Origin of the sequence: Pantoea dispersa (genome assembly GCF_014155765.1) — a bacterium.
Classification (GTDB): Bacteria; Pseudomonadota; Gammaproteobacteria; order Enterobacterales; family Enterobacteriaceae; genus Pantoea; species Pantoea dispersa.
In genome coordinates this window covers 130387-150182 of record NZ_SCKT01000001.1, presented here as the reverse complement: position 1 = coordinate 150182, position 19796 = coordinate 130387, and the positions used below count along the sequence as shown (strand labels likewise).

At 56.5% G+C, this 19796-nt stretch carries 22 protein-coding genes; 12 read left to right on the top strand and 10 right to left on the bottom strand.

Annotation, left to right across the window (positions count from 1 at the left end; all coding sequences use genetic code 11):
* The 4 genes from trpCF (at position 1) to H7K56_RS00760 (ending at position 3898) form a co-directional block, all read left to right on the top strand.
* The gene (gene trpCF / locus H7K56_RS00775) at positions 1–1368 is read left to right on the top strand and encodes a bifunctional indole-3-glycerol-phosphate synthase TrpC/phosphoribosylanthranilate isomerase TrpF (protein WP_104092992.1); all 1368 of its coding nucleotides are present in this window, start codon (positions 1–3) and stop codon (positions 1366–1368) included.
* A gap of 46 nt (positions 1369–1414) precedes the next feature.
* Positions 1415–2608 (top strand): tryptophan synthase subunit beta, encoded by a 1194-nt coding sequence (gene trpB, locus H7K56_RS00770; protein ID WP_021510101.1) that lies wholly within the window; start codon positions 1415–1417, stop codon positions 2606–2608.
* On the top strand, positions 2608–3411 hold the full coding sequence (trpA, locus tag H7K56_RS00765; RefSeq protein ID WP_058771266.1) for a tryptophan synthase subunit alpha: 804 nt from the start codon (positions 2608–2610) through the stop codon (positions 3409–3411). Before trpB ends, trpA begins: the two co-directional genes overlap by 1 nt.
* Before the next feature lie 172 nt (positions 3412–3583).
* The gene (locus tag H7K56_RS00760; protein WP_021510099.1) at positions 3584–3898 is read left to right on the top strand and encodes a BON domain-containing protein; all 315 of its coding nucleotides are present in this window, start codon (positions 3584–3586) and stop codon (positions 3896–3898) included.
* A gap of 47 nt (positions 3899–3945) precedes the next feature.
* On the opposite strand, the gene ompW is transcribed toward H7K56_RS00760, so the two are convergent.
* Positions 3946–4578: an outer membrane protein OmpW gene (gene ompW / locus H7K56_RS00755; protein WP_058771265.1), complete on the bottom strand. Its 633-nt coding sequence runs from the start codon at positions 4576–4578 to the stop codon at positions 3946–3948.
* Between the two features lie 245 nt (positions 4579–4823).
* Here ompW and H7K56_RS00750 point away from each other — a divergent pair, with 245 nt between their 5' ends.
* From H7K56_RS00750 to yciA, 4 genes are read left to right on the top strand one after another with little or no spacing between them, the layout of a single operon-like run.
* Entirely contained in the window at positions 4824–5240 is a 417-nt protein-coding gene (locus H7K56_RS00750) for a YkgJ family cysteine cluster protein (RefSeq protein ID WP_021510097.1), read from the top strand.
* Between the two features lie 27 nt (positions 5241–5267).
* Positions 5268–6002, top strand: a complete 735-nt coding sequence (locus tag H7K56_RS00745; protein WP_104092993.1) for a YciC family protein — start codon at positions 5268–5270, stop codon at positions 6000–6002.
* Positions 6003–6062: 60 nt separating this feature from the next.
* On the top strand, positions 6063–6602 hold the full coding sequence (locus tag H7K56_RS00740) for a septation protein A (protein ID WP_058758637.1): 540 nt from the start codon (positions 6063–6065) through the stop codon (positions 6600–6602).
* A gap of 54 nt (positions 6603–6656) precedes the next feature.
* A complete protein-coding gene (yciA, locus tag H7K56_RS00735; RefSeq protein ID WP_058758638.1) occupies positions 6657–7073 on the top strand; it encodes an acyl-CoA thioester hydrolase YciA in 417 nt (138 codons plus the stop codon).
* 51 nt (positions 7074–7124) lie between these two features.
* Here the strand turns inward: yciA and tonB are convergent, their stop codons facing one another.
* Positions 7125–7862: a TonB system transport protein TonB gene (tonB, locus tag H7K56_RS00730; RefSeq protein WP_182688951.1), complete on the bottom strand. Its 738-nt coding sequence runs from the start codon at positions 7860–7862 to the stop codon at positions 7125–7127.
* A 205-nt stretch (positions 7863–8067) separates the two neighbouring features.
* Here tonB and H7K56_RS00725 point away from each other — a divergent pair, with 205 nt between their 5' ends.
* Positions 8068–8364, top strand: a complete 297-nt coding sequence (locus tag H7K56_RS00725; protein ID WP_010617723.1) for a YciI family protein — start codon at positions 8068–8070, stop codon at positions 8362–8364.
* A complete protein-coding gene (locus tag H7K56_RS00720) occupies positions 8364–8537 on the top strand; it encodes a hypothetical protein (protein ID WP_021510092.1) in 174 nt (57 codons plus the stop codon). Before H7K56_RS00725 ends, H7K56_RS00720 begins: the two co-directional genes overlap by 1 nt.
* Positions 8538–8553: 16 nt before the next feature.
* Here H7K56_RS00720 and H7K56_RS00715 read toward each other — a convergent pair whose 3' ends face one another.
* Entirely contained in the window at positions 8554–8727 is a 174-nt protein-coding gene (locus H7K56_RS00715; protein ID WP_150360548.1) for a YciY family protein, read from the bottom strand.
* A gap of 162 nt (positions 8728–8889) precedes the next feature.
* On the opposite strand from H7K56_RS00715, the gene cls reads away from it, so the two are divergent.
* Positions 8890–10350 (top strand): cardiolipin synthase, encoded by a 1461-nt coding sequence (gene cls, locus H7K56_RS00710; RefSeq protein WP_125308554.1) that lies wholly within the window; start codon positions 8890–8892, stop codon positions 10348–10350.
* Positions 10351–10387: 37 nt separating this feature from the next.
* A complete protein-coding gene (locus H7K56_RS00705; RefSeq protein ID WP_013509338.1) occupies positions 10388–10717 on the top strand; it encodes an HI1450 family dsDNA-mimic protein in 330 nt (109 codons plus the stop codon).
* 58 nt (positions 10718–10775) lie between these two features.
* On the opposite strand, the gene oppF is transcribed toward H7K56_RS00705, so the two are convergent.
* The 7 genes from oppF to H7K56_RS00670 form a co-directional block, all read right to left on the bottom strand.
* Positions 10776–11780, bottom strand: coding sequence for a murein tripeptide/oligopeptide ABC transporter ATP binding protein OppF (gene oppF, locus H7K56_RS00700; protein ID WP_058785617.1), 1005 nt, complete (start codon positions 11778–11780; stop codon positions 10776–10778).
* Positions 11777–12796: an ABC transporter ATP-binding protein gene (locus H7K56_RS00695; protein WP_021510087.1), complete on the bottom strand. Its 1020-nt coding sequence runs from the start codon at positions 12794–12796 to the stop codon at positions 11777–11779. The genes oppF and H7K56_RS00695 overlap by 4 nt, the downstream gene beginning before the upstream one ends.
* A gap of 11 nt (positions 12797–12807) precedes the next feature.
* On the bottom strand, positions 12808–13716 hold the full coding sequence (oppC, locus tag H7K56_RS00690) for an oligopeptide ABC transporter permease OppC (protein WP_021510086.1): 909 nt from the start codon (positions 13714–13716) through the stop codon (positions 12808–12810).
* A 15-nt stretch (positions 13717–13731) separates the two neighbouring features.
* Positions 13732–14652: an oligopeptide ABC transporter permease OppB gene (gene oppB / locus H7K56_RS00685; RefSeq protein WP_150360549.1), complete on the bottom strand. Its 921-nt coding sequence runs from the start codon at positions 14650–14652 to the stop codon at positions 13732–13734.
* 81 nt (positions 14653–14733) lie between these two features.
* Complete coding sequence (gene oppA / locus H7K56_RS00680) at positions 14734–16374, bottom strand: oligopeptide ABC transporter substrate-binding protein OppA (protein ID WP_150360550.1); 1641 nt, start codon at positions 16372–16374, stop codon at positions 14734–14736.
* A 158-nt stretch (positions 16375–16532) separates the two neighbouring features.
* Positions 16533–18167 (bottom strand): ABC transporter substrate-binding protein, encoded by a 1635-nt coding sequence (locus H7K56_RS00675; RefSeq protein WP_150360551.1) that lies wholly within the window; start codon positions 18165–18167, stop codon positions 16533–16535.
* 571 nt (positions 18168–18738) lie between these two features.
* Positions 18739–19386: a YchE family NAAT transporter gene (locus H7K56_RS00670; protein WP_031280216.1), complete on the bottom strand. Its 648-nt coding sequence runs from the start codon at positions 19384–19386 to the stop codon at positions 18739–18741.
* Positions 19387–19796: the final 410 nt, after the last annotated feature.

Here is a 19796-nt window from a genome sequence, read left to right as displayed (position 1 = left end):
ATGAGTATCAAGGGCACCGTATTAGAGAAAATTGTGCAGGATAAAGCCCTGTGGGTTGAAGCACGTAAATCGCAGCAGCCGCTGGCCTCCTTCCAGAACGATCTGCAGCCGGCGGAGCGTCATTTTTACGAGGCGCTGCGTGGCACGCGCACCGTCTTCATTCTGGAGTGTAAAAAAGCCTCCCCGTCTAAAGGACTGATTCGCGCCGATTTTGATCCCGCGACTATCGCCGGGATCTACCGCCATTACGCCTCTGCGGTGTCAGTGCTGACCGATGAGAAATATTTCCAGGGCAGCTTTGATTTCCTGCCGGTGGTCAGCGCCGCCATCACGCAGCCGGTGCTGTGCAAAGACTTTATTATTGATCCCTACCAGATTTACCTGGCGCGCCATTATCAGGCCGATGCCATTCTGCTGATGCTGTCCGTACTGGATGATGAGCAGTACCGTCAGCTGGCTGCGGTGGCGCACAGCCTGAAAATGGGCGTGCTGACCGAAGTCAGTAACGAAGAAGAGCTGGAGCGCGCTATCGCGCTGGAAGCTAAAGTGGTCGGCATCAACAACCGCGATCTGCGTGATTTGTCGATTGACCTGAATCGCACGCGTCAGCTGGCCCCGCGTCTCAGCCATGGCGTCACCGTGATCAGCGAGTCCGGCATCCATAATTACGCCCAGGTACGCGAGCTGAGCCATTTTGCTAACGGCTTTTTAATTGGCTCGGCGCTGATGGAAGAGCACGACCTCGACGCCGGTGTGCGCCGCGTGCTACTGGGCGATAACAAGGTGTGCGGCCTGACCCGCCCGGAAGATGCGCAGGCCGCGCATCAGGCTGGCGCGCTGTATGGCGGCGTGATCTTTGCCGCCGGTTCGCCGCGCCAGGTTAACGAGGCGCAGGCGCAGGCGGTGATCGCCGCTGCGCCACTGAAGTATGTCGGCGTGTTCCGCAATCAGACTACCAGTGACGTTGTCACGTCAGCCTCGCGTTTATCGCTTGCGGCCGTTCAGCTGCACGGCGACGAAGACAAAGCCTACGTCGCGGAACTGCGCCAGGCGCTGCCAGCCAGCGTGCGCATCTGGAAGGCACTGAGCATTAAAGATCGGTTGCCGCCACGCGACTGGCCGCACGTTGATCGCTACGTGCTGGATAATGGCCAGGGTGGCAGCGGTCAGCGCTTTGACTGGTCGCTGCTGCAGGGTGAAGACCTGGCTGATGTGCTGCTGGCCGGTGGCCTGAGCGCCGATAACTGCGTCGAAGCCGCTCAGCTCGGCTGTGCCGGCCTCGACTTCAACTCCGGCGTGGAGTCCGCGCCGGGCATCAAAGATGCCAGCAAAGTCGCGGCGGTATTCCGCACGCTGCGCGCCTATTAATTGCGTCTGCCCGCCTGCGGGCGGGCCGGATAAGGAAGAGGACACGATGACGACATTACTTAATCCCTACTTTGGCGAATTCGGCGGCCAGTATGTGCCGCAGATTTTGATGCCAGCACTGCGTCAGCTGGAAACGGCCTTTGTTGAAGCACAGCGCGATCCGGCGTTTCAGGCAGAATTTACTGACCTGCTGAAAAATTACGCCGGTCGCCCGACGGCCCTGACGCTGTGCAGCAACCTGACCAAAGGCAGCAAAACCCGCCTGTACCTGAAGCGCGAAGACCTGCTGCACGGCGGCGCACACAAAACTAACCAGGTGCTGGGCCAGGCGCTGCTGGCAAAACGCATGGGCAAAAACGAGATCATCGCGGAAACCGGCGCCGGTCAGCACGGCGTGGCGTCGGCACTGGCGTGTGCCCTGCTCGGCATGAAATGCCGTATTTACATGGGCGCAAAAGACGTTGAACGTCAGTCACCCAACGTGTTCCGTATGCGGCTGATGGGCGCGGAGGTGATTCCGGTACACAGCGGCTCGGCCACGCTGAAAGATGCCTGTAACGAGGCGCTGCGCGACTGGTCCGGCAGCTACGAAACCGCGCACTACATGCTTGGCACTGCCGCAGGCCCGCATCCGTTCCCGACCATTGTGCGTGAATTCCAGCGCATGATTGGCGAAGAGACCAAAGCGCAGATTCTGGAAAAAGAGGGTCGCCTGCCGGATGCGGTACTGGCGTGCGTCGGCGGCGGTTCTAACGCCATCGGCATGTTTGCGGACTTCATCGAAGAGAGCAGCGTGCGCCTGATCGGCGTGGAGCCTGCGGGTCATGGTATTGACACCGGTGAGCACGGTGCGCCGCTCAAGCACGGTCGCGTCGGCATCTATTTCGGCATGAAGGCGCCGATGATGCAGACCGAAGAGGGACAGATCGAAGAGTCCTACTCCATCTCTGCCGGTCTCGATTTCCCGTCGGTCGGTCCGCAGCATGCGCACCTGAACAGCACCGGCCGCGCTGACTACGTGTCAATCACGGATGATGAAGCGCTGGATGCCTTTAAAACGCTGTGTCGTGCCGAAGGCATCATTCCGGCACTGGAGTCATCGCACGCGCTGGCGTATGCGCTGAAGATGATCCGCGAAAACCCGGACAAAGAGCAGCTGCTGGTGGTGAACCTTTCCGGCCGCGGCGACAAAGACATCTTTACCGTTCACGATATTCTGAAAGCTAAGGGAGAGATCTGATGGAGCGTTATAATCAGCTGTTTCAACGTCTGTCCGCGAAACAGGAAGGCGCGTTTGTGCCCTTCGTCACCCTTGGCGATCCGTCGCCGGCGCTGTCGCTCAAAATTATTGATGCGCTGGTCGCGGGCGGTGCGGATGCGCTGGAGCTGGGCATTCCGTTCTCCGATCCGCTGGCCGATGGACCAACCATTCAGGGCGCTACGCTGCGCGCCTTTGCCGCCGGCACCACCGTAGCGCAGTGTTTTGAAATGCTCGCCACCGTGCGCCAGAAATACCCCGATCTGCCGATTGGCCTGCTGATGTACGCCAACCTGGTGTTCAGCAGAGGTATCGACAACTTCTACGCGCAGTGCGCTGCGGTGGGCGTTGACTCGGTGCTGGTGGCAGACGTGCCGGTGGAGGAGTCGGCCCCATTCCGCCAGGCGGCGATGCGTCACAACATTGCGCCGATCTTTATCTGTCCGCCCAACGCGGATGACGATCTGCTGCGCGAAATCGCCTCGCACGGCCGTGGCTACACCTATCTGCTGTCACGCGCCGGCGTTACCGGTGCGGAAAATCGCGCCAGCCTGCCGCTGCATCATCTGATCGAGAAGCTGCGCGAATATCATGCTGCGCCGCCGCTGCAGGGCTTCGGCATCTCTGAGCCGGGTCAGGTGAAAGAGGCCGTTGCCGCCGGAGCCGCCGGAGCCATCTCCGGCTCGGCCATCGTAAAAATCATCGAGCGTAATCAGAACGACCCAACGGCGCTGCTTAGCGAACTGCAAACGTTCGTCAGCGATCTCAAAGCGGCTACCCGCTGAGTTGGCACGGCCCTGCACAAGCTGCAGGGCCCTTCTTACTTCCTGCCCCCTTTTTTCTCCCCTGCGACAAACTTTTTCATCGCGCCTGAGTTGCCGAAATGCGAGGCACGGCCCACACTTAAGCGTGCCGTCACGTTACGGTGCACCACCATCTATGACAGGGAGATAACCAATGAAATTGTTCAAAGTCGTTGCGGGTTTTTTAGTGGCTGCAGTGATGGCGCTCACCTTAAGTGCCTGTGCACCAACAGCAACAAAGGAAGGGACCGGCGGTTACATCGATGACACGGTCATTACCACCAAAGTGAAGGCTCAGCTGCTGAATGACGAGGCGCTGAAATCGACAGAAATTAACGTTGAGACCTTCAAAGGGAAAGTACAGCTGAGCGGCTTTGTCAGCTCGCCGCAGATGGCCAACCGTGCGGTTGCGGTAACGCGTAACGTGGCGGGGGTAAAATCCGTCGTCAACAATATGCAGATTAAGTAACTAAACGGGCGACCTGCGGGTCGCCCTTTTTCTTTCTGGTGTAAAAATCAGAAACGGTAGCCCGCGCCAAAGAAGAACACCCACGGATCGATGCGGGTATTGATATTCTGCTGTTCGCCCGCCGCTTTGAATTTCACCTCGGTATCGATGTCCATGTACCACAATGACGCGTTGAGCATCCAGTCGCGGTTGATCTGATAATCCAGCCCGACCTGACCCGCCACGCCCCATGAATCTTTCACGCTCAAATCGCTCAGCTGCGCATCCTGCCCGGTCTGGTTGAACTTCGCATCGTAGAAGGTGGTGTAGTTGATCCCGACGCCAACGTAAGGGCGCAGCGCGCTTTGGCTGTCGAAAAAGTAGTACTGCGCCATCAGGGTGGGCGGCAGCTGACGCACGGTAGCGAGGTTGCCGGTCGGGCCAAGTCCCACTTTGTGGCGGAACGGCGTGGCCGCCAGCAGCTCAACGCCGATATTGTCGGTCGCCATCCAGGTAAACGTCAGACCCAGCTGGGTATCATTACTGACGCTGAAGCCGCCCATACCCAGCACATTATCAGAGCCTTCGGTCGGACGAACGGTCGCGCTACCGGCGCGCACAAAAAAATCACCGGCCTGGTGAGCCAGTGCCAGTTGCGGGATCGCCAGCGCCAGCAGCAGCGCGCATTTAGCCAGTTTCATAATCACTCCTTTGCCGGAAAACAGGGTATTGAGGTTAATCGCGGCACAAGATTTACCCCTTTTTTGCGAAAAGATCATCAGCATCAATTCAAATTAATCACTTATAAAACAATGAATTGATTCAGATCAATTTTGCCTTTACAAGCGGACATAAAAATCCTGTTGCCGCCATGACACGGCGTGATTATGTTGCTATTCCCCTTTTGTGATTTTGGTTCGAAGCCTCAGGAGTGGCGGGCGATCAGATGAGCGATTTACTTAACCCCTGTATGACCTGTGGCGCCTGCTGCGCCCATTTTCGCGTTTCTTTTTACTGGGCCGAAGCCGACGACGGCGGTGGCGCGGTGCCGGTTGAACTGACAGAACCCCTGAGCCTGATGATGCGCAACATGCGCGGCACCAACGATCGTGCCCCGCGCTGCGTGGCGCTGCAGGGTGAAATTGGCGGCTGTGTTTCCTGTGGGATTTATGCGCAGCGGCCGTCACCGTGCCGGGAGTTCGCCATGTCCGGCGAAAATGGCGTGCCGAATGACGCCTGCGATCGCGCGCGGGCGCGCTATGGTTTACCCGCGCTTTTTCACCCTTCTTTACCTGAGATGACAGAAAGTTATGGGATTCCGGGTGCCAGCCTGCCTGCAGAACATGTACAATCGCCGGGTTAATTAACCCGGTTCCTTCAAGGAGTGTACATGTCTATCACGGCAAGCTCGTTATACCGTGACACAGGAAATTTTCTGCGCCATCAGCTGGTCACCATCGTGCTGATGGCTTTGCTGACCTCGTTTATTACCGTGATTGTTGGCCACGCCCTGACGCCGGGCGAGGATCAGTTATCCCTGCTCAGCCAGACCGACAGCAGCGCCTCATCGCTGTTTGAAATCGTCCAGAACATGTCACCGGATCAGCAACGCATTCTGCTGCGCGCCTCTGCCGCCGGCACTTTTGCTGCCCTGATTGGCAACACGCTGCTGCTGGGCGGCATGCTGTGCCTGCTGCCGATGGTATCCAGTGGACAGCGCGTCAGCGCGCTGCGCGCGATTGGCGCCTCTGCACCGCTGCTGCCGAAACTGCTGGTGCAGACCTTCCTGATCACCCTGCTGGTTCAGCTGGGCTTTATGGTACTGATGGTGCCGGGTGTGATTCTGGCGATTCTGCTGTCGCTGGCGCCGGTGATGCTGGCAAGTGAAAAAATGGGCATTTTCAGTGCGATGCGCGCCAGTATGCGTCTGGCATGGAAGAACATTAAGGTGATCGCCCCGGCGATTATTCTGTGGCTGCTGGCGAAAATTGCGCTGATGTTCTTCTTCTCCTCGCTGACCGTGCTGCCTGCCAATATCGCTTCGGTGGTGCTCAACGCGCTGGGCAACCTGGTATCAGCCATTCTGATTATCTATTTGTACCGGCTGTATATGCTGTTACGTTAAGCGTTACGGCGCCCGCGGCGGCGCCGTAACTCAACGCTCCTGCCCCTGACTGGAAACGCTATGAAGCAGTTACTCGATTTTCTTCCCCTGGTAGTTTTCTTTATTTTCTACAAGCTGTACGACATTTTCGTCGCCTCCGGCGCGCTGGTAGTGGCGACCGGTATCGCGCTGGTGGTCAGCTGGGTGCTGTACCGCAAGCTGGAAAAGATGACCATTTTCACCTTTGTGCTGGTTGCGGTGTTCGGCACCCTGACCTATGTGTTCCACAACGATGAGTTCATCAAGTGGAAAGTCACGGTGATTTACTCGCTGTTCGCGCTGGCGCTGCTGTACAGCCAGTGGTTTATGCAGCAACCGCTGATCCAGACCATGCTTGGCAAAGAGCTGCAGCTGCCGGGTGCGGTATGGCGTCGGCTGAATATCGCCTGGGCCCTGTTCTTCCTGGCCTGCGGACTGGCGAATATTTATGTTGCGTTTTGGTTATCCCAGGCGTTTTGGGTTAACTTTAAGGTGTTCGGTCTTACCGGCCTGACCCTGCTGTTTACGCTGTTAAGCGGCCTGTATATCTGGCGACAGATGCCGCAACAAGAACAAAAATAATCGATGCAGCCTGGTCTCCGCCGGGCTTGTCTTCACCTGCAGAAGAACTGAGCAATGGACGAAAAACATAAGTTGCCGCAAGGCGAGATGGTCTCGCGCACCCTGGCGATGCCGGCAGATACCAATGCCAACGGTGATATCTTCGGCGGCTGGCTGATGTCGCAGATGGATATGGGCGGCGCGATACTGGCTAAAGAAATTGCCAAAGGTCGCGTGGTAACGGTGCGCGTGGATGGTATGACCTTCCTCAAGCCCGTCGCCGTCGGCGATGTGGTGAGCTGCTACGCGCGCTGCATCCGCACCGGCAATAGCTCGATGACCATCAACGTGGAAGTGTGGATTAAAAAAGTGTCGTCCGAACCGATCGGCCAGACTTACTGCGCCACCGAAGCGGTGTTTGTTTACGTGGCGGTCGATAACAGCGGGAAATCCCGCCCGCTGCCGGAAGGCCAGGCCAATCTGAGCAATTAAGCGTATAAAAAAGCGGCCCGGAATGGCCGCTTTTTCTTTGCCTGTCTGGCTTTACTCGATGTTCGCGCCGCCGTTAATGCGGAACACGATGTTCATCGTCAGCCCTTTGCCCGGCCGCCCTGGCTGATAGCGCCATTTCTTCATCGCCTGCTTCACTTCGCGCTCAAACATGTTGCGCGGCTCGGCAGACAAAATCTCGACGTTATCGACGCGCCCATCGCTGTCCACGTCAAACTTCACCCGCACCCGCCCTTCAACGCGCAGCGCGAACGCACGCGCCGGATACGCCGGCTTGCTGACGCTCATCGCTTTCGGTCCATCCGACACCGTCTGCGTCGGGGCCGGGTTACTCTTCGGTGCCGTCGAGGGGCGCGTTTGCGCGGCAGGCGCGTCCTGTTTAAACGGATTCTCCTGCGGCTTCACCTGCTGGCGCGGCTTCGGCTCTGCCTTTTTCTCCACCTTTGGCTTCGGTTTCGGTTTTGGCTTCGGTTTAGGTTTCGGTTCCGGCTTAGGGATCGGCACCGGCTCGGCTTTTGGTGGCTCTGGCGCGACTTCCGGCTCGGGTTCCGGCTCGGGCGGCGGCGGCGGGGTTACTGCTGCCGGTGCCGGTTCAGGCTGCACTTCGGGGGCTACCATACTAATGCTGATAGGCTGAGACGCTTTAGGAACCTCAATGGTCTGATGAAATGAAGCATAAAGAATGCCGGCGATTACCGAACCGTGAAGGAGCACGGATAAAATCACGGACACAGGCGTTCGGGTTGGAAAAGGCGTAGTCAACGTCGTCATATCAGTCATGTTCATTGAGTGAAGCGCTGATTTTAAATGCAAATAGCAATCAGTTTCAATAAGCACACTACTGAAGGCTAAAAGAAAGGCGCTTTTTAACCCTGCCTGCGTTGCAGCGCACGCCCATTATCTTTCGTTTGCACTCTGTTTAGCGATCACTTAACGTGTCTCGCAAATTCGGCAAGTCTAACGGGAGTATCCCATCGTGCTTTACGTCATTTATGCGGAAGATACCGCAGATTCACTGGAAAAACGTAACTCTGTGCGCCCGGCACACCTGGCGCGTCTGCAATTGCTGCAGGATGAGGGGCGTCTGATTGTCGCCGGTCCTCTGCCTGCCGTCGACAGTAATGAGCCGGGCCCGGCTGGTTTCACCGGTTCTGTGATTGTTGCCGAGTTCTCATCGCTGGAAACGGCCCAGTCGTGGGCCAATGACGATCCGTATATCGCCGCGGGCGTGTACGATAAAGTCACGGTTAAACCGTTTAAACGGGTGTTCTGATGCAGTGGCAGCCCCTTCTGTTGTTAGTGCTGGTGCTGCTGCTGATTGGTCGTGCGCTGTGGCTGTGGCGCCGTCAGGGCTGGCGTCAGGCGCGCCAGCACATCGTCATGCTGGTGGTACTGGCGGCGGCCCTGCAGATAGTAAATGTTTCACTGGTATTACGCGGCCACTGACGACCGCGCTAATTGCTCAGGTATTCTGCGTGATAAACAGGATGGAGCGGCGCTGCTGCTGCGCTATCTGATGACGAATCGCATGGATGCGCTTATAACGACGTGACTGCCCTTCCAGCCAGCGGGCACGACGGCGATGCGCCTGGCGTAACATTCTCCAGCGGGCCACTTCATTTCTGCTGCGTCTCATCACATCCTCTCTGACTGGCTAAACCCGCGACGAATTATAGTGATCTGGCTAAAAATGCCAAATCGAAACCTTCATCGAAACGTCATCAACGATTAAAGGTTTCGCTGGCGCAGATCAACACGTAAACTTTGCCCATCAAAGCGCGAACGGGACGTCCACTTTATGACCACATTTTATACCCTTATCAGTTGGTTGCTGCTGTTTGGCTACTGGCTGCTGATTGCCGGGGTTACGCTGCGCATCCTGATGAAGCGGCGTGCGGTGACCTCAGCGATGGCCTGGCTGCTGATCATCTACATTCTGCCGCTGGTGGGTATTATCGCCTATCTGTCGTTTGGCGAACTGCATTTAGGTAAACGTCGCGCAGAACGCGCCCGCACCATGTGGCCCTCGACCGCCAAATGGCTCAACGACCTGAAACAGTGTCGTCACATTTTCGCGACTGAACACAGCGACGTGGCGCGTTCCCTGTTCGAGCTGTGCCGTCATCGTCAGGGTATTGCCGGCGTTAAAGGCAATCAGCTGCAGCTGCTGACCAGCGCCGATGACGTGATGCAGGCGCTGATCCGCGATATCCAGCTGGCGCGCCATAATATTGAGATGGTGTTTTACATCTGGCAGCCGGGTGGTCTGGCTGATGATGTAGCGGAATCGCTGATGGCTGCCTCACGGCGCGGCGTGCACTGCCGCCTGATGCTGGACTCCGCCGGCAGCGTGGCGTTCTTCCGCAGTCCGTGGGTGGGCATGATGCGCAACGCCGGTATTGATGTGGTCGAGGCATTGCAGGTTAGCCTGTGGCGTGTATTCCTGCGCCGCATGGATTTGCGTCAGCACCGCAAAGTGGTGCTGATCGATAACTATATTGCTTATACCGGCAGCATGAATCTGGTGGATCCGCGCTTCTTTAAACAGGAGGCTGGCGTGGGTCAGTGGATTGATCTGATGGCGCGCATGGAGGGCCCGGTGGCCACCACCATGGGCATCGTCTACGCCTGCGACTGGGAAATCGAAACCGGCAAACGCATTCTGCCGCCGGCGCCGGACGGCAATGTGATGCCGTTTGAGCAGGAGAGCGGTCACACCATTCAGGTGATCGCCTCAGGTCCGGGCTTCCCGGAGGACATGATTCATCAGGCGCTGCTGACGGCGGTGTATTCGGCGCGCGAGCAGCTGATCATGACCACGCCCTACTTCGTGCCGAGCGACGACTTACTGCACGCCATCTGTACCGCCGCGCTGCGTGGCGTTGAGGTGAGCATTGTGGTACCGCGCCACAATGACTCGCTGCTGGTCGGCTGGGCCAGCCGCGCCTTCTTCACTGAACTGCTGGAAGCCGGGGTGAAAATCTATCAGTTTGAAGATGGCCTGTTGCACACCAAGAGCGTGCTGGTAGACGGTCAGCTCAGCCTGGTGGGCACGGTGAACCTGGATATGCGCAGCCTGTGGCTCAACTTCGAGATCACGCTGGTGGTGGATGATGATGGCTTTGGTAGCGATCTCGCCACCGTCCAGGATGATTATATCGCCCGTTCACGTCTGCTGGACGGCGCGCGCTGGGCAAAACGTGCCTGGTGGCAGCGCATCGTCGAACGACTGTTTTACTTCTTTAGCCCTTTACTGTAAAACGAGCGAAAATATTACCGCCTCAGGGCAAGCAGGAATGACCATGGATTTAAATAATCGCCTTACTGAAGATGAAACGCTGGAACAGGCTTACGATATTTTTCTTGAGCTGGCAGGCGATAACCTCGATCCGGCAGACATCATTCTGTTCAATCTGCAATTTGAAGAGCGCGGCGGCGCCGAGCTGTTTGATCCATCCGAAGACTGGCAGGAACATGTGGATTTCGATCTCAACCCTGACTTCTTCTCAGAAGTGGTGATCGGCCTCGGTGAAGCGGACGGCGAACCGATTACCGATGTGTTCGCGCGCATCCTGCTGTGCCGCGAGAAAGACCATAAGCTGTGTCATATTCTGTGGCGTGAATAAGCCGCAGCGCATAAAAAACGCCGGGCACTGCCCGGCGTTGTTGTTTATGGCACCGCTCTTATAGCGGATCAACCTTCAGACAGGACACCGCATGGCGGAAACTGCCTTCCAGTAGCGGTCGGGTTTTGGCGCACTCCGGGCCGGCAATCGGGCAGCGGGTACGGAATACGCAGCCTGATGGCGGATTGATCGGCGACGGCAGTTCCCCTTCCAGCAGCTGAATCTGCTTGTTCTTCTCCAGGTCCGGATCAGGAATCGGCACCGCCGACATCAGCGCTTTGGTATACGGATGCTGCGGATCGTTATATACCGCATCATAGGTCCCCAGCTCAACCGCGTGGCCGAGATACATCACCAGTACGCGATCAGAGATGTGCTTCACCACCGCCAGGTCATGCGCGATGAAAATCAGCGACAGGCCCATTTCACGCTGCAGTTTCTGCAGCAGGTTGACCACCTGCGCCTGAATCGATACGTCGAGCGCCGACACCGGCTCATCACAGATAATCAGCTTCGGCTCAAGAATCAGTGCACGGGCGATACCGATACGCTGGCACTGGCCACCGGAGAACTCGTGCGGATAGCGGTTGATGAGGTTCGGCAACAAACCGACCTTCATCATCATGGTTTTAACCTTATCCTTCACTTCCTGACGCGGCATCTTTGGATAGTAGGTGCGCAGCGGTTCGGCAATGATGTCACCAATGGTCATACGCGGGTTGAGCGAGGCCAGCGGGTCCTGGAAGATCATCTGAATGTCACTGCGCGCCTGACGCCACTCTTCCTGGCTCTGGCCCAGCAGATCGCGCCCCAGCCACGCCACGCGCCCATCGGTAGCTTTCACCAGGCCGATAATGGCGCGCGCCAGCGTGGATTTGCCGCAGCCGGATTCACCGACCACGCCGAGGGTTTCGCCTTCATACAGGCGCAGGCTGACACCATCCACCGCTTTCAGGGTTTTCGGCGGCTGCCAGAACCACTGCTTGCCGTCTTTGATATCGAAATGCACCTTGAGATCGGCGATTTCCAGCAACACTTTTTTCTCTTCAGTTACGGTGCTCATACTAACTCCTCCACCGGTTTGAAGCAGGCGCGCAGGCGCCCTTCGGCAAACGGTTCAAGCGGCGGTGATTTGGCACAAATATCCATGGCATATGCGCAGCGCGGCTGGAACGGACAGCCCTGCGGCAGACGCAACAGGTTGGGCGGGTTGCCGGGAATGGTGGTCAGCGACTCTCCCTCCGCGTCAAGACGCGGCACCGCGCTCAGCAAACCGATCGAGTACGGATGGGCCGGCTGGTAGAACACATCGCGCGCACGGCCATATTCCATGGTGCGCCCGGCATACATCACCAGCACCTTGTCACAGATCCCGGCAACAACGCCGAGATCGTGAGTGATCATGATAATGGCGGTGTTGAATTCACGCTTCAGCTCATTCAGCAGCGTCATGATTTGCGCCTGCACGGTGACATCCAGCGCGGTGGTTGGCTCATCGGCAATCAGCAGCTTTGGCCGGCACAGCAGCGCCATGGCGATCATTACGCGCTGACGCATGCCACCGGAAAACTCGTGCGGGAACATCTTCATGCGCTTGCGCGCTTCCGGCATTTTCACCGCATCCAGCATGCGCACCGACTCTTCAAACGCCTGGGCGCTGCTCATGCCTTTGTGCAGTTTCAGCACCTCCATCAGCTGTTCGCCGACGCGCATGTACGGATTGAGCGATGTCATCGGGTCCTGGAAAATCATCGCAATCTGTTCCGCGCGCAGCTTGTTCAGTTTGCTTTCCGGCAGATTGAGGATTTCGCTGCCGTTGAACTGCGCCGAGCCGCCAATGCGACCATTTTTCGCCAGCAGTCCCATCAGTGCAAACGCGGTTTGCGATTTTCCGGAGCCGGATTCACCGACAATGCCCAGCGTTTCACCGGCGCGCAGGGAAAAGTTGAGGTCGTTCACAGCGGTCACGTCGCCGTCGTGAGTACTGAAGGTGACGCGCAGATCTTTAACGTCCAGCAGCAGGTTAGCGTTTCCCGCAGGTGCAGCCGCCAGCGGCTGCTGAGTATCATGATGGGTCATCGGGAAACTCCTTAACGATCTTTCGGGTCGAGGGCGTCACGCAGGCCATCGCCGATAAAGTTGAAACAGAACAACGTCACCACCAGGAAGCCCGCCGGGAACATCAGCAGCCACGGTGATACTTCCATCGAGTTGGCGCCGTCGCTCAACAGCGCGCCCCAGCTGCTCAGTGGCTCCTGGGTGCCGAGGCCAAGGAAACTCAGGAAGGATTCAAACAGGATCATGCTTGGCACCAGCAGCGAGGCATACACCACCACCACACCCAGCACGTTCGGCACGATGTGACGCAGCACGATATTGCCGGTTGAAACGCCGCCGACCTGCGCTGCTTCGATGAACTCTTTGCGCTTCAGTCCCAGCGTCTGGCCGCGCACGATACGCGCCATATCCAGCCATGACACCATGCCAATGGCAACAAAGATCAGCAGGATATTGCGGCCAAAGAAGGTCACCAGCAGGATGACGAAGAACATAAACGGGAACGAGTTGAGGATTTCCAGGATACGCATCATCACCGAGTCAATCTTGCCGCCAAGGTAGCCGGCCAGCGAACCGTACAGCGTGCCCACCAGCACCGCGATCAGCGCTGAAGCGATGCCAACCATTAGTGAGATACGGCCGCCAATCGCCACGCGCACCAGCAGGTCACGTCCCGAGGAGTCGGTGCCAAACCAGTGCCCTGAGGTGGTGTCCGGCGGTGCAGACATCATCGCCCAGTCGGTATCATCATATTTGAACTGCGCCAGCATCGGGGCGAACACCACGAACAGCGCAATCACCAGCAGCACCAGCAGGCTGATGAGGGCCGCACGGTTATGAATAAAGCGGCGACGTGCGTCCTGCCACAGGCTGCGCCCTTCCACTTCCAGCTTTTCGCTGAACGCGTCCAGAGCTTCGCTATTTTTCTTACTTAACATCATGAGCGAGCTCCACCATCAGTAACGAATTTTCGGATCGATAACGGCGTACAGCACGTCAACGATCGCGTTGAACAGGATGGTCAGCACGCCGACCAGAATGGTCAGGCTCATCACCAGTGAGTAGTCACGGTTTAGCGCGCCGTTGACGAACAGCTGACCGATGCCCGGCAGACCGTAAATTGATTCGATTACCATCGAACCGGTGATGATGCCAACAAACGCCGGCCCCATATAGGAGAGCACCGGCAGCAGCGCCGGCTTCAGCGCGTGGCGCAGCACAGTACGGCGCAGCGGCAGACCTTTCGCACGCGCGGTGCGGATGAAGTTGGAGTGCATCACTTCAATCATCGAGCCGCGGGTAATACGGGCGATACTGGCGATGTAAGCCAGTGACAGCGCCACCATCGGCAGCAGCATGTAGTTCCACTGCCCGCCATTCCAGCCGCCGCCCGGCAGCCAGCGCAGGGTGATGGCAAAGATCAGTACCAGCAACGGTGCCACCACGAAGCTGGGAATGACCACCCCGGTCATCGCCACCCCCATGACCGCATAATCCCACAAACTGTTTTGCTTCAGCGCGGCGATAACCCCTGCCGTGACGCCCAGCACCACCGCAAGGAAGAAGGCTGCCAGCCCCAGTTTGGCCGATACCGGAAACGCATGACCGACCAGGTAGTTAACCGAGTAGTCTTTATATTTAAACGACGGCCCGAAATCGCCGTGTGCCAGCTGCACCAGGTAGCTGAGATACTGTTTGCCGATCGGGTCGTTGAGGTGATATTTGGCCTCAATGTTGGCCATGACTTCCGGCGCCAGCGCACGCTCGCCGGTGAACGGACTGCCGGGTGCCAGTCGCATCATAAAGAAGGAGATGGTGATCAGAATGAATAGCGTCGGGATGGCTTCAAGGAGCCGACGCAGGATGAATTTTAACATTGCCGTACCTACCAGGCTGTTGCTTCACAAAGTCAAAAAGGCGGCGCCGCAGCACCGCCACTGTCGATAGCCTGAGTGCTATTAATGCTTAATGATGTACAGGTTCTTATCCAGGGTTTTATCCAGCGGATCGTTGCCGGTGTAGCCGCCAACGTACGGTTTCACCAGACGCGCGTTCACGTAGTAGTAAACCGGCACGATGGTGCTGTCTTTATCCAGGATCTGCTCTGCTTTCTGATAATCGGCCACGCGCGCTTTGTCATCCGCCGCTTTCACCGCATCGTGAATCACTTTGTCGAAGTCCGCGCTCTTATAGTGCGAGGTGTTACTGCTGCTGTCCGACAGCATGATGTTCAGGAAGGAAGTCGGTTCGTTATAGTCGGCACACCATGCTGCGCGGGAGACATCGAAGTTGCCCTGATGACGGGTATCCAGGAAGGTTTTCCACTCCTGGTTTTCCAGCTTGATGTTCACGCCGATGTTCTTTTTCCAGATAGACGAAGCGGCAATCGCCAGTTTTTTGTGCAGATCGGAGGTGTTGTACAGCAGGTTGAAGGTCAGCGGTTTGTCGGCGGTATAACCGGCTTCGGCCAGCAGTTTCTTCGCTTCTTCGTTACGCTTGTTCTGATCCCACTTGTACCAGTCCGGCGGCAGCAGTTCCATGCCGTCAGTGGCTGGCGGTGTGAAGCTGTAGGCCGGCTGTTGACCCTGCGCCAGCACTTTGTTCACCATGATGTCGCGATCCAGACCCAGCTTCAGCGCGGTACGCACGCGAACATCGGTAAACGGTGCTTTCTGGTTGTTGATTTCATAGTAGTAGGTGCACAGATACGGTTTCACCATCAGCTCTTTACCGTTATCACGCTGCAGTTTTTTAAACAGCTCGATCGGCATGTTGTTGTAAGTGATGTCGCTGCCGTTCTCGGAGAAATAACGGTTCACATCGCTGACTTCGGAGTTGATTGGCAGGAAGGTGACTTTATTCAGTACGGTATGTTCGTTGTCCCAGTATTCCGGGTTACGCACCAGCGTCACGCGTTCGTTGATCACGTGAGATTCCAGTTTAAATGCACCGTTGCCGACCCAGTTCTGCGGCTGCGTCCACTGGTCGCCAAACTTCTCAATGGCGGGCTTATACACCGGTGACATCACCGCGTTGATCAGCAGCTTATCGAAGTACGGTACCGGCTCGCTCAGCGTCACTTCCAGCGTGTGGTCATCCAGTGCTTTCACGCCAAGATCGGAGGTCGGTTTTTTACCGGCGATGATGTCATCCACGTTGAGGATGTGGCCATACTGCGGGTAGCTCGCATAAGGCGAGGCGGTTTTTGGATCGACCAGACGCTGCCAGCTGTAGACGAAGTCCTGCGCGGTGACCGGCTCGCCGTTTGACCATTTGGCATTTTTACGCAGATGGAAGGTCCAGACTTTGTAGTCTTTGTTTTCCCAGCTTTCCGCGACGCCCGGAACCGGCTTGCCGTTGCTGTCGCTCACGATCAGACCTTCATACAGGTCACGGGCGATATTATCTTCCGGCACGCCTTCGATTTTGTGCGGATCCAGCGACTGCACTTCATCGCCATTGCCGCGCACCAGTTCCTGTTTCGCTGCCAATTCGGTATCCGCCGGTACGTTGGCCGCCAGTGCAGCATTCCCTGCCAGCGCGCCGATGGCCGCCAGTACGCCTGCGGCGATCAGGCTTTTTTTCGTGATGTTGTTCATTATTACGCTCCAGTTTTATTATCGTCACCGGGTCGGCTGACCGCCCGGCGTACCCCGTTTCCGGGAGATCTCCGCCTGTCTGCGCGAAGATCACTACCACCCTGCAGGGTTACCACGGCAACGTGACGCCCGACTGTAGCGCCGGATCGTCACATTACTCAATGTTTCTTTATGTAATAGTATTTCAGCGCCAGCATATCCTGCGGATCTTTGCCGCTGAAACCGCCCACCCACGGCTTCACCAGCCGCACGCTAACGCGGTAGTAAACCGGGATGATCGGTGAATCCTGATCCAGCTGTTGTTCCGCCTGCTGATAGAGCTGCGCGCGCTGCGCGTCATCAGCGGTGTTGAGCGTTTGCGCCATCAGCGCATCAAATGCGGCGCTGTGATAAAACGCGGTGTTGATGGAGGAGCCACTCAGCAGCAGATTGAGGAAGCTGGATGGCTCGTTGTAATCCGCACACCAGGTGGCGCGCACCACGTCAAACTGTGCCTGATGACGGGTCTCCAGTAGCGTTTTCCACTCCTGATTTTGCAGCGTCACCTGCGCACCGAGATTCTTTTGCCACATTGAGGCAGCCGCAATCGCCTGACGCTTGTTCTGTTCTGAGGTGTTATACAGCAGAGTAAAACGCAGCGGATGCCGGGCATTGAAGCCAGCTTCCGCCAGCAGCTGCTTCGCTGCCGCGTTACGTTGCGCCTGCGTCTGCTGCGCCCACGCTGGCGTATTGAGGGAAATACCGTGAATAAAGGGCGGCGTCAGGCCGTAGGCCGGGATCTGTCCCTGCCCCATAATTTTCTGCGCGATGATGTCGCGGTCGAGCGTTAACTTCAGCGCGCTGCGTACGCGGACGTCGTCAAACGGCGCTTTCTTGTTATTGATTTCGTAATAGAAGGTGCACAGTAGCGGGCTGACTTTTACTTCATCTCCCAGCGCCTGCTGCAGTTTTTTGAACATATCGGGCGGCACCACGCTGTTGGTCATGTCGGTGCCGCCACTGCGATAGCGGTTTATATCGCTATTCTCAGAGGTGAGCGCCAGAAACACGCCTTCGTCCAGCGTGGTATGGGCATTGTCCCAGTAGTGCGGATTACGCTTCACCACGATCTGCTCGTTCACCACCCAATCTGCCAGCGTGTAAGCACCATTACCCACGTAGTGCTGCGGCTGTGTCCAGGCATCGCCCCACTGCTCTACCGCCGGACGATACACCGGTTTCATCGAAGTATGAGCCAGCATATCAACAAAATACGGGACCGGTTCAGAGAGCGTAACCTGCAAATGATGATCGTCCAGCGCTTTCACGCCGAGCTGGGAAGGCGCAGCTTTACCGGCGAGGATGGCATCAATGTTGCTGATGTGCGCAGCCTGCAAATAGCTGGCGTACGGCGAGGCGGTGCAGGGATCGGCCAGACGCTGCCAGCTGTAGACAAAATCCTGCGCGGTGACCGGCTCACCATTGCTCCAGCGGGCGTCTTTACGCAGCGTGAACGTCCAGATGCGGCCCTGCTGATTTTGCCACTGCTGCGCCACGCCGGGCACCAGTTGACCGTTGTTGTCGGTCTCAACCAGTCCTTCCAGCAGATTGCGAATCACATTGGATTCCGGCACACCCTCGACTTTTTGTGGATCAAGCGAGGACACTTCGCTGCCGTTGTTAATAACGATGCGTTGCGTATCCGCTAATGACGTCCCGGCTGGGATCTCAGCGGCCTGACTTTGCGCCAGCGCACTGGAGAGGCAAAGCGCCAGAAACGTGCGCGCTGCCGTTTTCGCTACCAAGCTTTTCATCAACCAATATCAACCTTCAACATAAACCTGATAGCAGTAAGCAAGAAGCGTACACATTTGTTGCTAGCAGATAAAAAATTTTGCGGTGAGCCGAAAATTATCAGAAGCGTTGCCCGCACGCCAAAGCTAAACCACAAAAATGTTAGCTGATTCTCTTTTATCACGTTGCCGCGCACAGGAAAAGTGTTAATTCTTGAGCAGAATTATCGATTAAGCCACTGATAAATAATATTTTACAGCCTGATTTGCACGTTAATTATTCGTTAATCAACTAACTTTATAATATTTACGAATATTGCTGCTTTTAATGCTGAAGCCCGGATATTTATTCGGATTTATAGCGCAAGCTATAGAATGATACTGCGGATTATTTGCAGAGCAGAGGGATGTACTGTGACAATTATCACAGTATTTTGCGGCTCAGGCTATGTGCAGGATGGCATAAGTAGTAAAACTGATGAGGTTAAGCCGATATTAAGCGCGACAAATAAAATCACTATAATGGTGCAATATTCCGTTTAATTGCACCATTCTGGTTCATAAAGCGCTTAGCGATAAAAAATAACCGCCGTTAATTCAGTAATCCTGGAAACAGGGCTTTCATTCCGGTCACGACAAATTCAATGCCCAGCGCCATGAGCAGCAGCCCCATGATACGCGTAATGACGTTGATACCGGTTTGTCCCAATACGCGCACCATCAGCGGTGCGGCCCGGAACAATAACCAGCAGCAGAAGGCAAATATCGCAATCGCCAGGGTAAAGCCCAGCAGATTTGGCCAGCTGTGATAACGCGAGCTCCAGACAATGGTCGAACTGATCGCGCCCGGCCCTGCCATCAGCGGCAGCGCCAGCGGCACCACGCCGATGCTTTCACGAATCGCCGTTTCTGACTTCTCCTGCTTGTTCTGTTTGTCTTCACCCAGCTTGCCGCTGATCATCGACATGGCGATGGTGACCACCAGAATGCCGCCGGCGATGCGGAAAGAGTCAATCGAGATACCAAACAGATGCAGGATACCGTCGCCAAGGAACAGCGAGGTCCAGAGGATAATCGCCACCGCCAGGTTCGCGGTCAGGTTGGTTTTATTGCGCTCCGCCACCGCCTGGTAGCTGGTCATGCTGATAAATACCGGAATAATGCCGACCGGGTTAACCAGCGCGAACAAACCCACAAAAAATTTAATGTAGCCAGAAAGATCGAGTAGCGCAGGGGTCACGGTGGGCTCCAGGTGATGGCGAAAAAATCGCGCTTAATGTAGTGCAAAAGCCTGGCGAAACACCAGAGGCTAACGCAGAAATAAATGCTGCACTTAAAGCACTATCCCAGTTTATTCCGCTACTGTTAGCGCGATGTTATCGGCCTGCAGCCGGTCAGATCGGCTTCTGTAGCCGTCGACGCTAACTTTACTTGCAAAAGTGAGCGCTGAAAGGTGTCAGCTGATAGTTAAATTGATCTGCATCATAAATCGCCTACCCCATCAGGGGTAATCTTAGCCCATCGGAACTCAACCCTGTGACACAGGTCATCCTGGCGGAAAAACCTTTTTAGTAAGCAACGGCACAGACATCGCCATCCTAACCCATCCATAAGCGTAACGAGACTATACTTCTGGATTCAGGCTTGTTT

Coding starts and splice junctions, on each gene's coding strand:
- H7K56_RS00760 (WP_021510099.1), top strand. CDS start 3,584: ATGAAATTGTTCAAAGTCGTTGCGGGTTTTTTAGTGGCTGCAGTGATG.
- oppB (WP_150360549.1), bottom strand. CDS start 14,652: ATGTTAAAATTCATCCTGCGTCGGCTCCTTGAAGCCATCCCGACGCTA.
- H7K56_RS00745 (WP_104092993.1), top strand. CDS start 5,268: ATGTCTATCACGGCAAGCTCGTTATACCGTGACACAGGAAATTTTCTG.
- oppC (WP_021510086.1), bottom strand. CDS start 13,716: ATGATGTTAAGTAAGAAAAATAGCGAAGCTCTGGACGCGTTCAGCGAA.
- trpA (WP_058771266.1), top strand. CDS start 2,608: ATGGAGCGTTATAATCAGCTGTTTCAACGTCTGTCCGCGAAACAGGAA.
- tonB (WP_182688951.1), bottom strand. CDS start 7,862: ATGACGACGTTGACTACGCCTTTTCCAACCCGAACGCCTGTGTCCGTG.
- ompW (WP_058771265.1), bottom strand. CDS start 4,578: ATGAAACTGGCTAAATGCGCGCTGCTGCTGGCGCTGGCGATCCCGCAA.
- trpCF (WP_104092992.1), top strand. CDS start 1: ATGAGTATCAAGGGCACCGTATTAGAGAAAATTGTGCAGGATAAAGCC.
- H7K56_RS00705 (WP_013509338.1), top strand. CDS start 10,388: ATGACCATGGATTTAAATAATCGCCTTACTGAAGATGAAACGCTGGAA.
- H7K56_RS00740 (WP_058758637.1), top strand. CDS start 6,063: ATGAAGCAGTTACTCGATTTTCTTCCCCTGGTAGTTTTCTTTATTTTC.
- H7K56_RS00695 (WP_021510087.1), bottom strand. CDS start 12,796: ATGACCCATCATGATACTCAGCAGCCGCTGGCGGCTGCACCTGCGGGA.
- trpB (WP_021510101.1), top strand. CDS start 1,415: ATGACGACATTACTTAATCCCTACTTTGGCGAATTCGGCGGCCAGTAT.
- H7K56_RS00720 (WP_021510092.1), top strand. CDS start 8,364: ATGCAGTGGCAGCCCCTTCTGTTGTTAGTGCTGGTGCTGCTGCTGATT.
- oppA (WP_150360550.1), bottom strand. CDS start 16,374: ATGAACAACATCACGAAAAAAAGCCTGATCGCCGCAGGCGTACTGGCG.
- cls (WP_125308554.1), top strand. CDS start 8,890: ATGACCACATTTTATACCCTTATCAGTTGGTTGCTGCTGTTTGGCTAC.
- oppF (WP_058785617.1), bottom strand. CDS start 11,780: ATGAGCACCGTAACTGAAGAGAAAAAAGTGTTGCTGGAAATCGCCGAT.
- yciA (WP_058758638.1), top strand. CDS start 6,657: ATGGACGAAAAACATAAGTTGCCGCAAGGCGAGATGGTCTCGCGCACC.
- H7K56_RS00715 (WP_150360548.1), bottom strand. CDS start 8,727: ATGAGACGCAGCAGAAATGAAGTGGCCCGCTGGAGAATGTTACGCCAG.
- H7K56_RS00675 (WP_150360551.1), bottom strand. CDS start 18,167: ATGAAAAGCTTGGTAGCGAAAACGGCAGCGCGCACGTTTCTGGCGCTT.
- H7K56_RS00750 (WP_021510097.1), top strand. CDS start 4,824: ATGAGCGATTTACTTAACCCCTGTATGACCTGTGGCGCCTGCTGCGCC.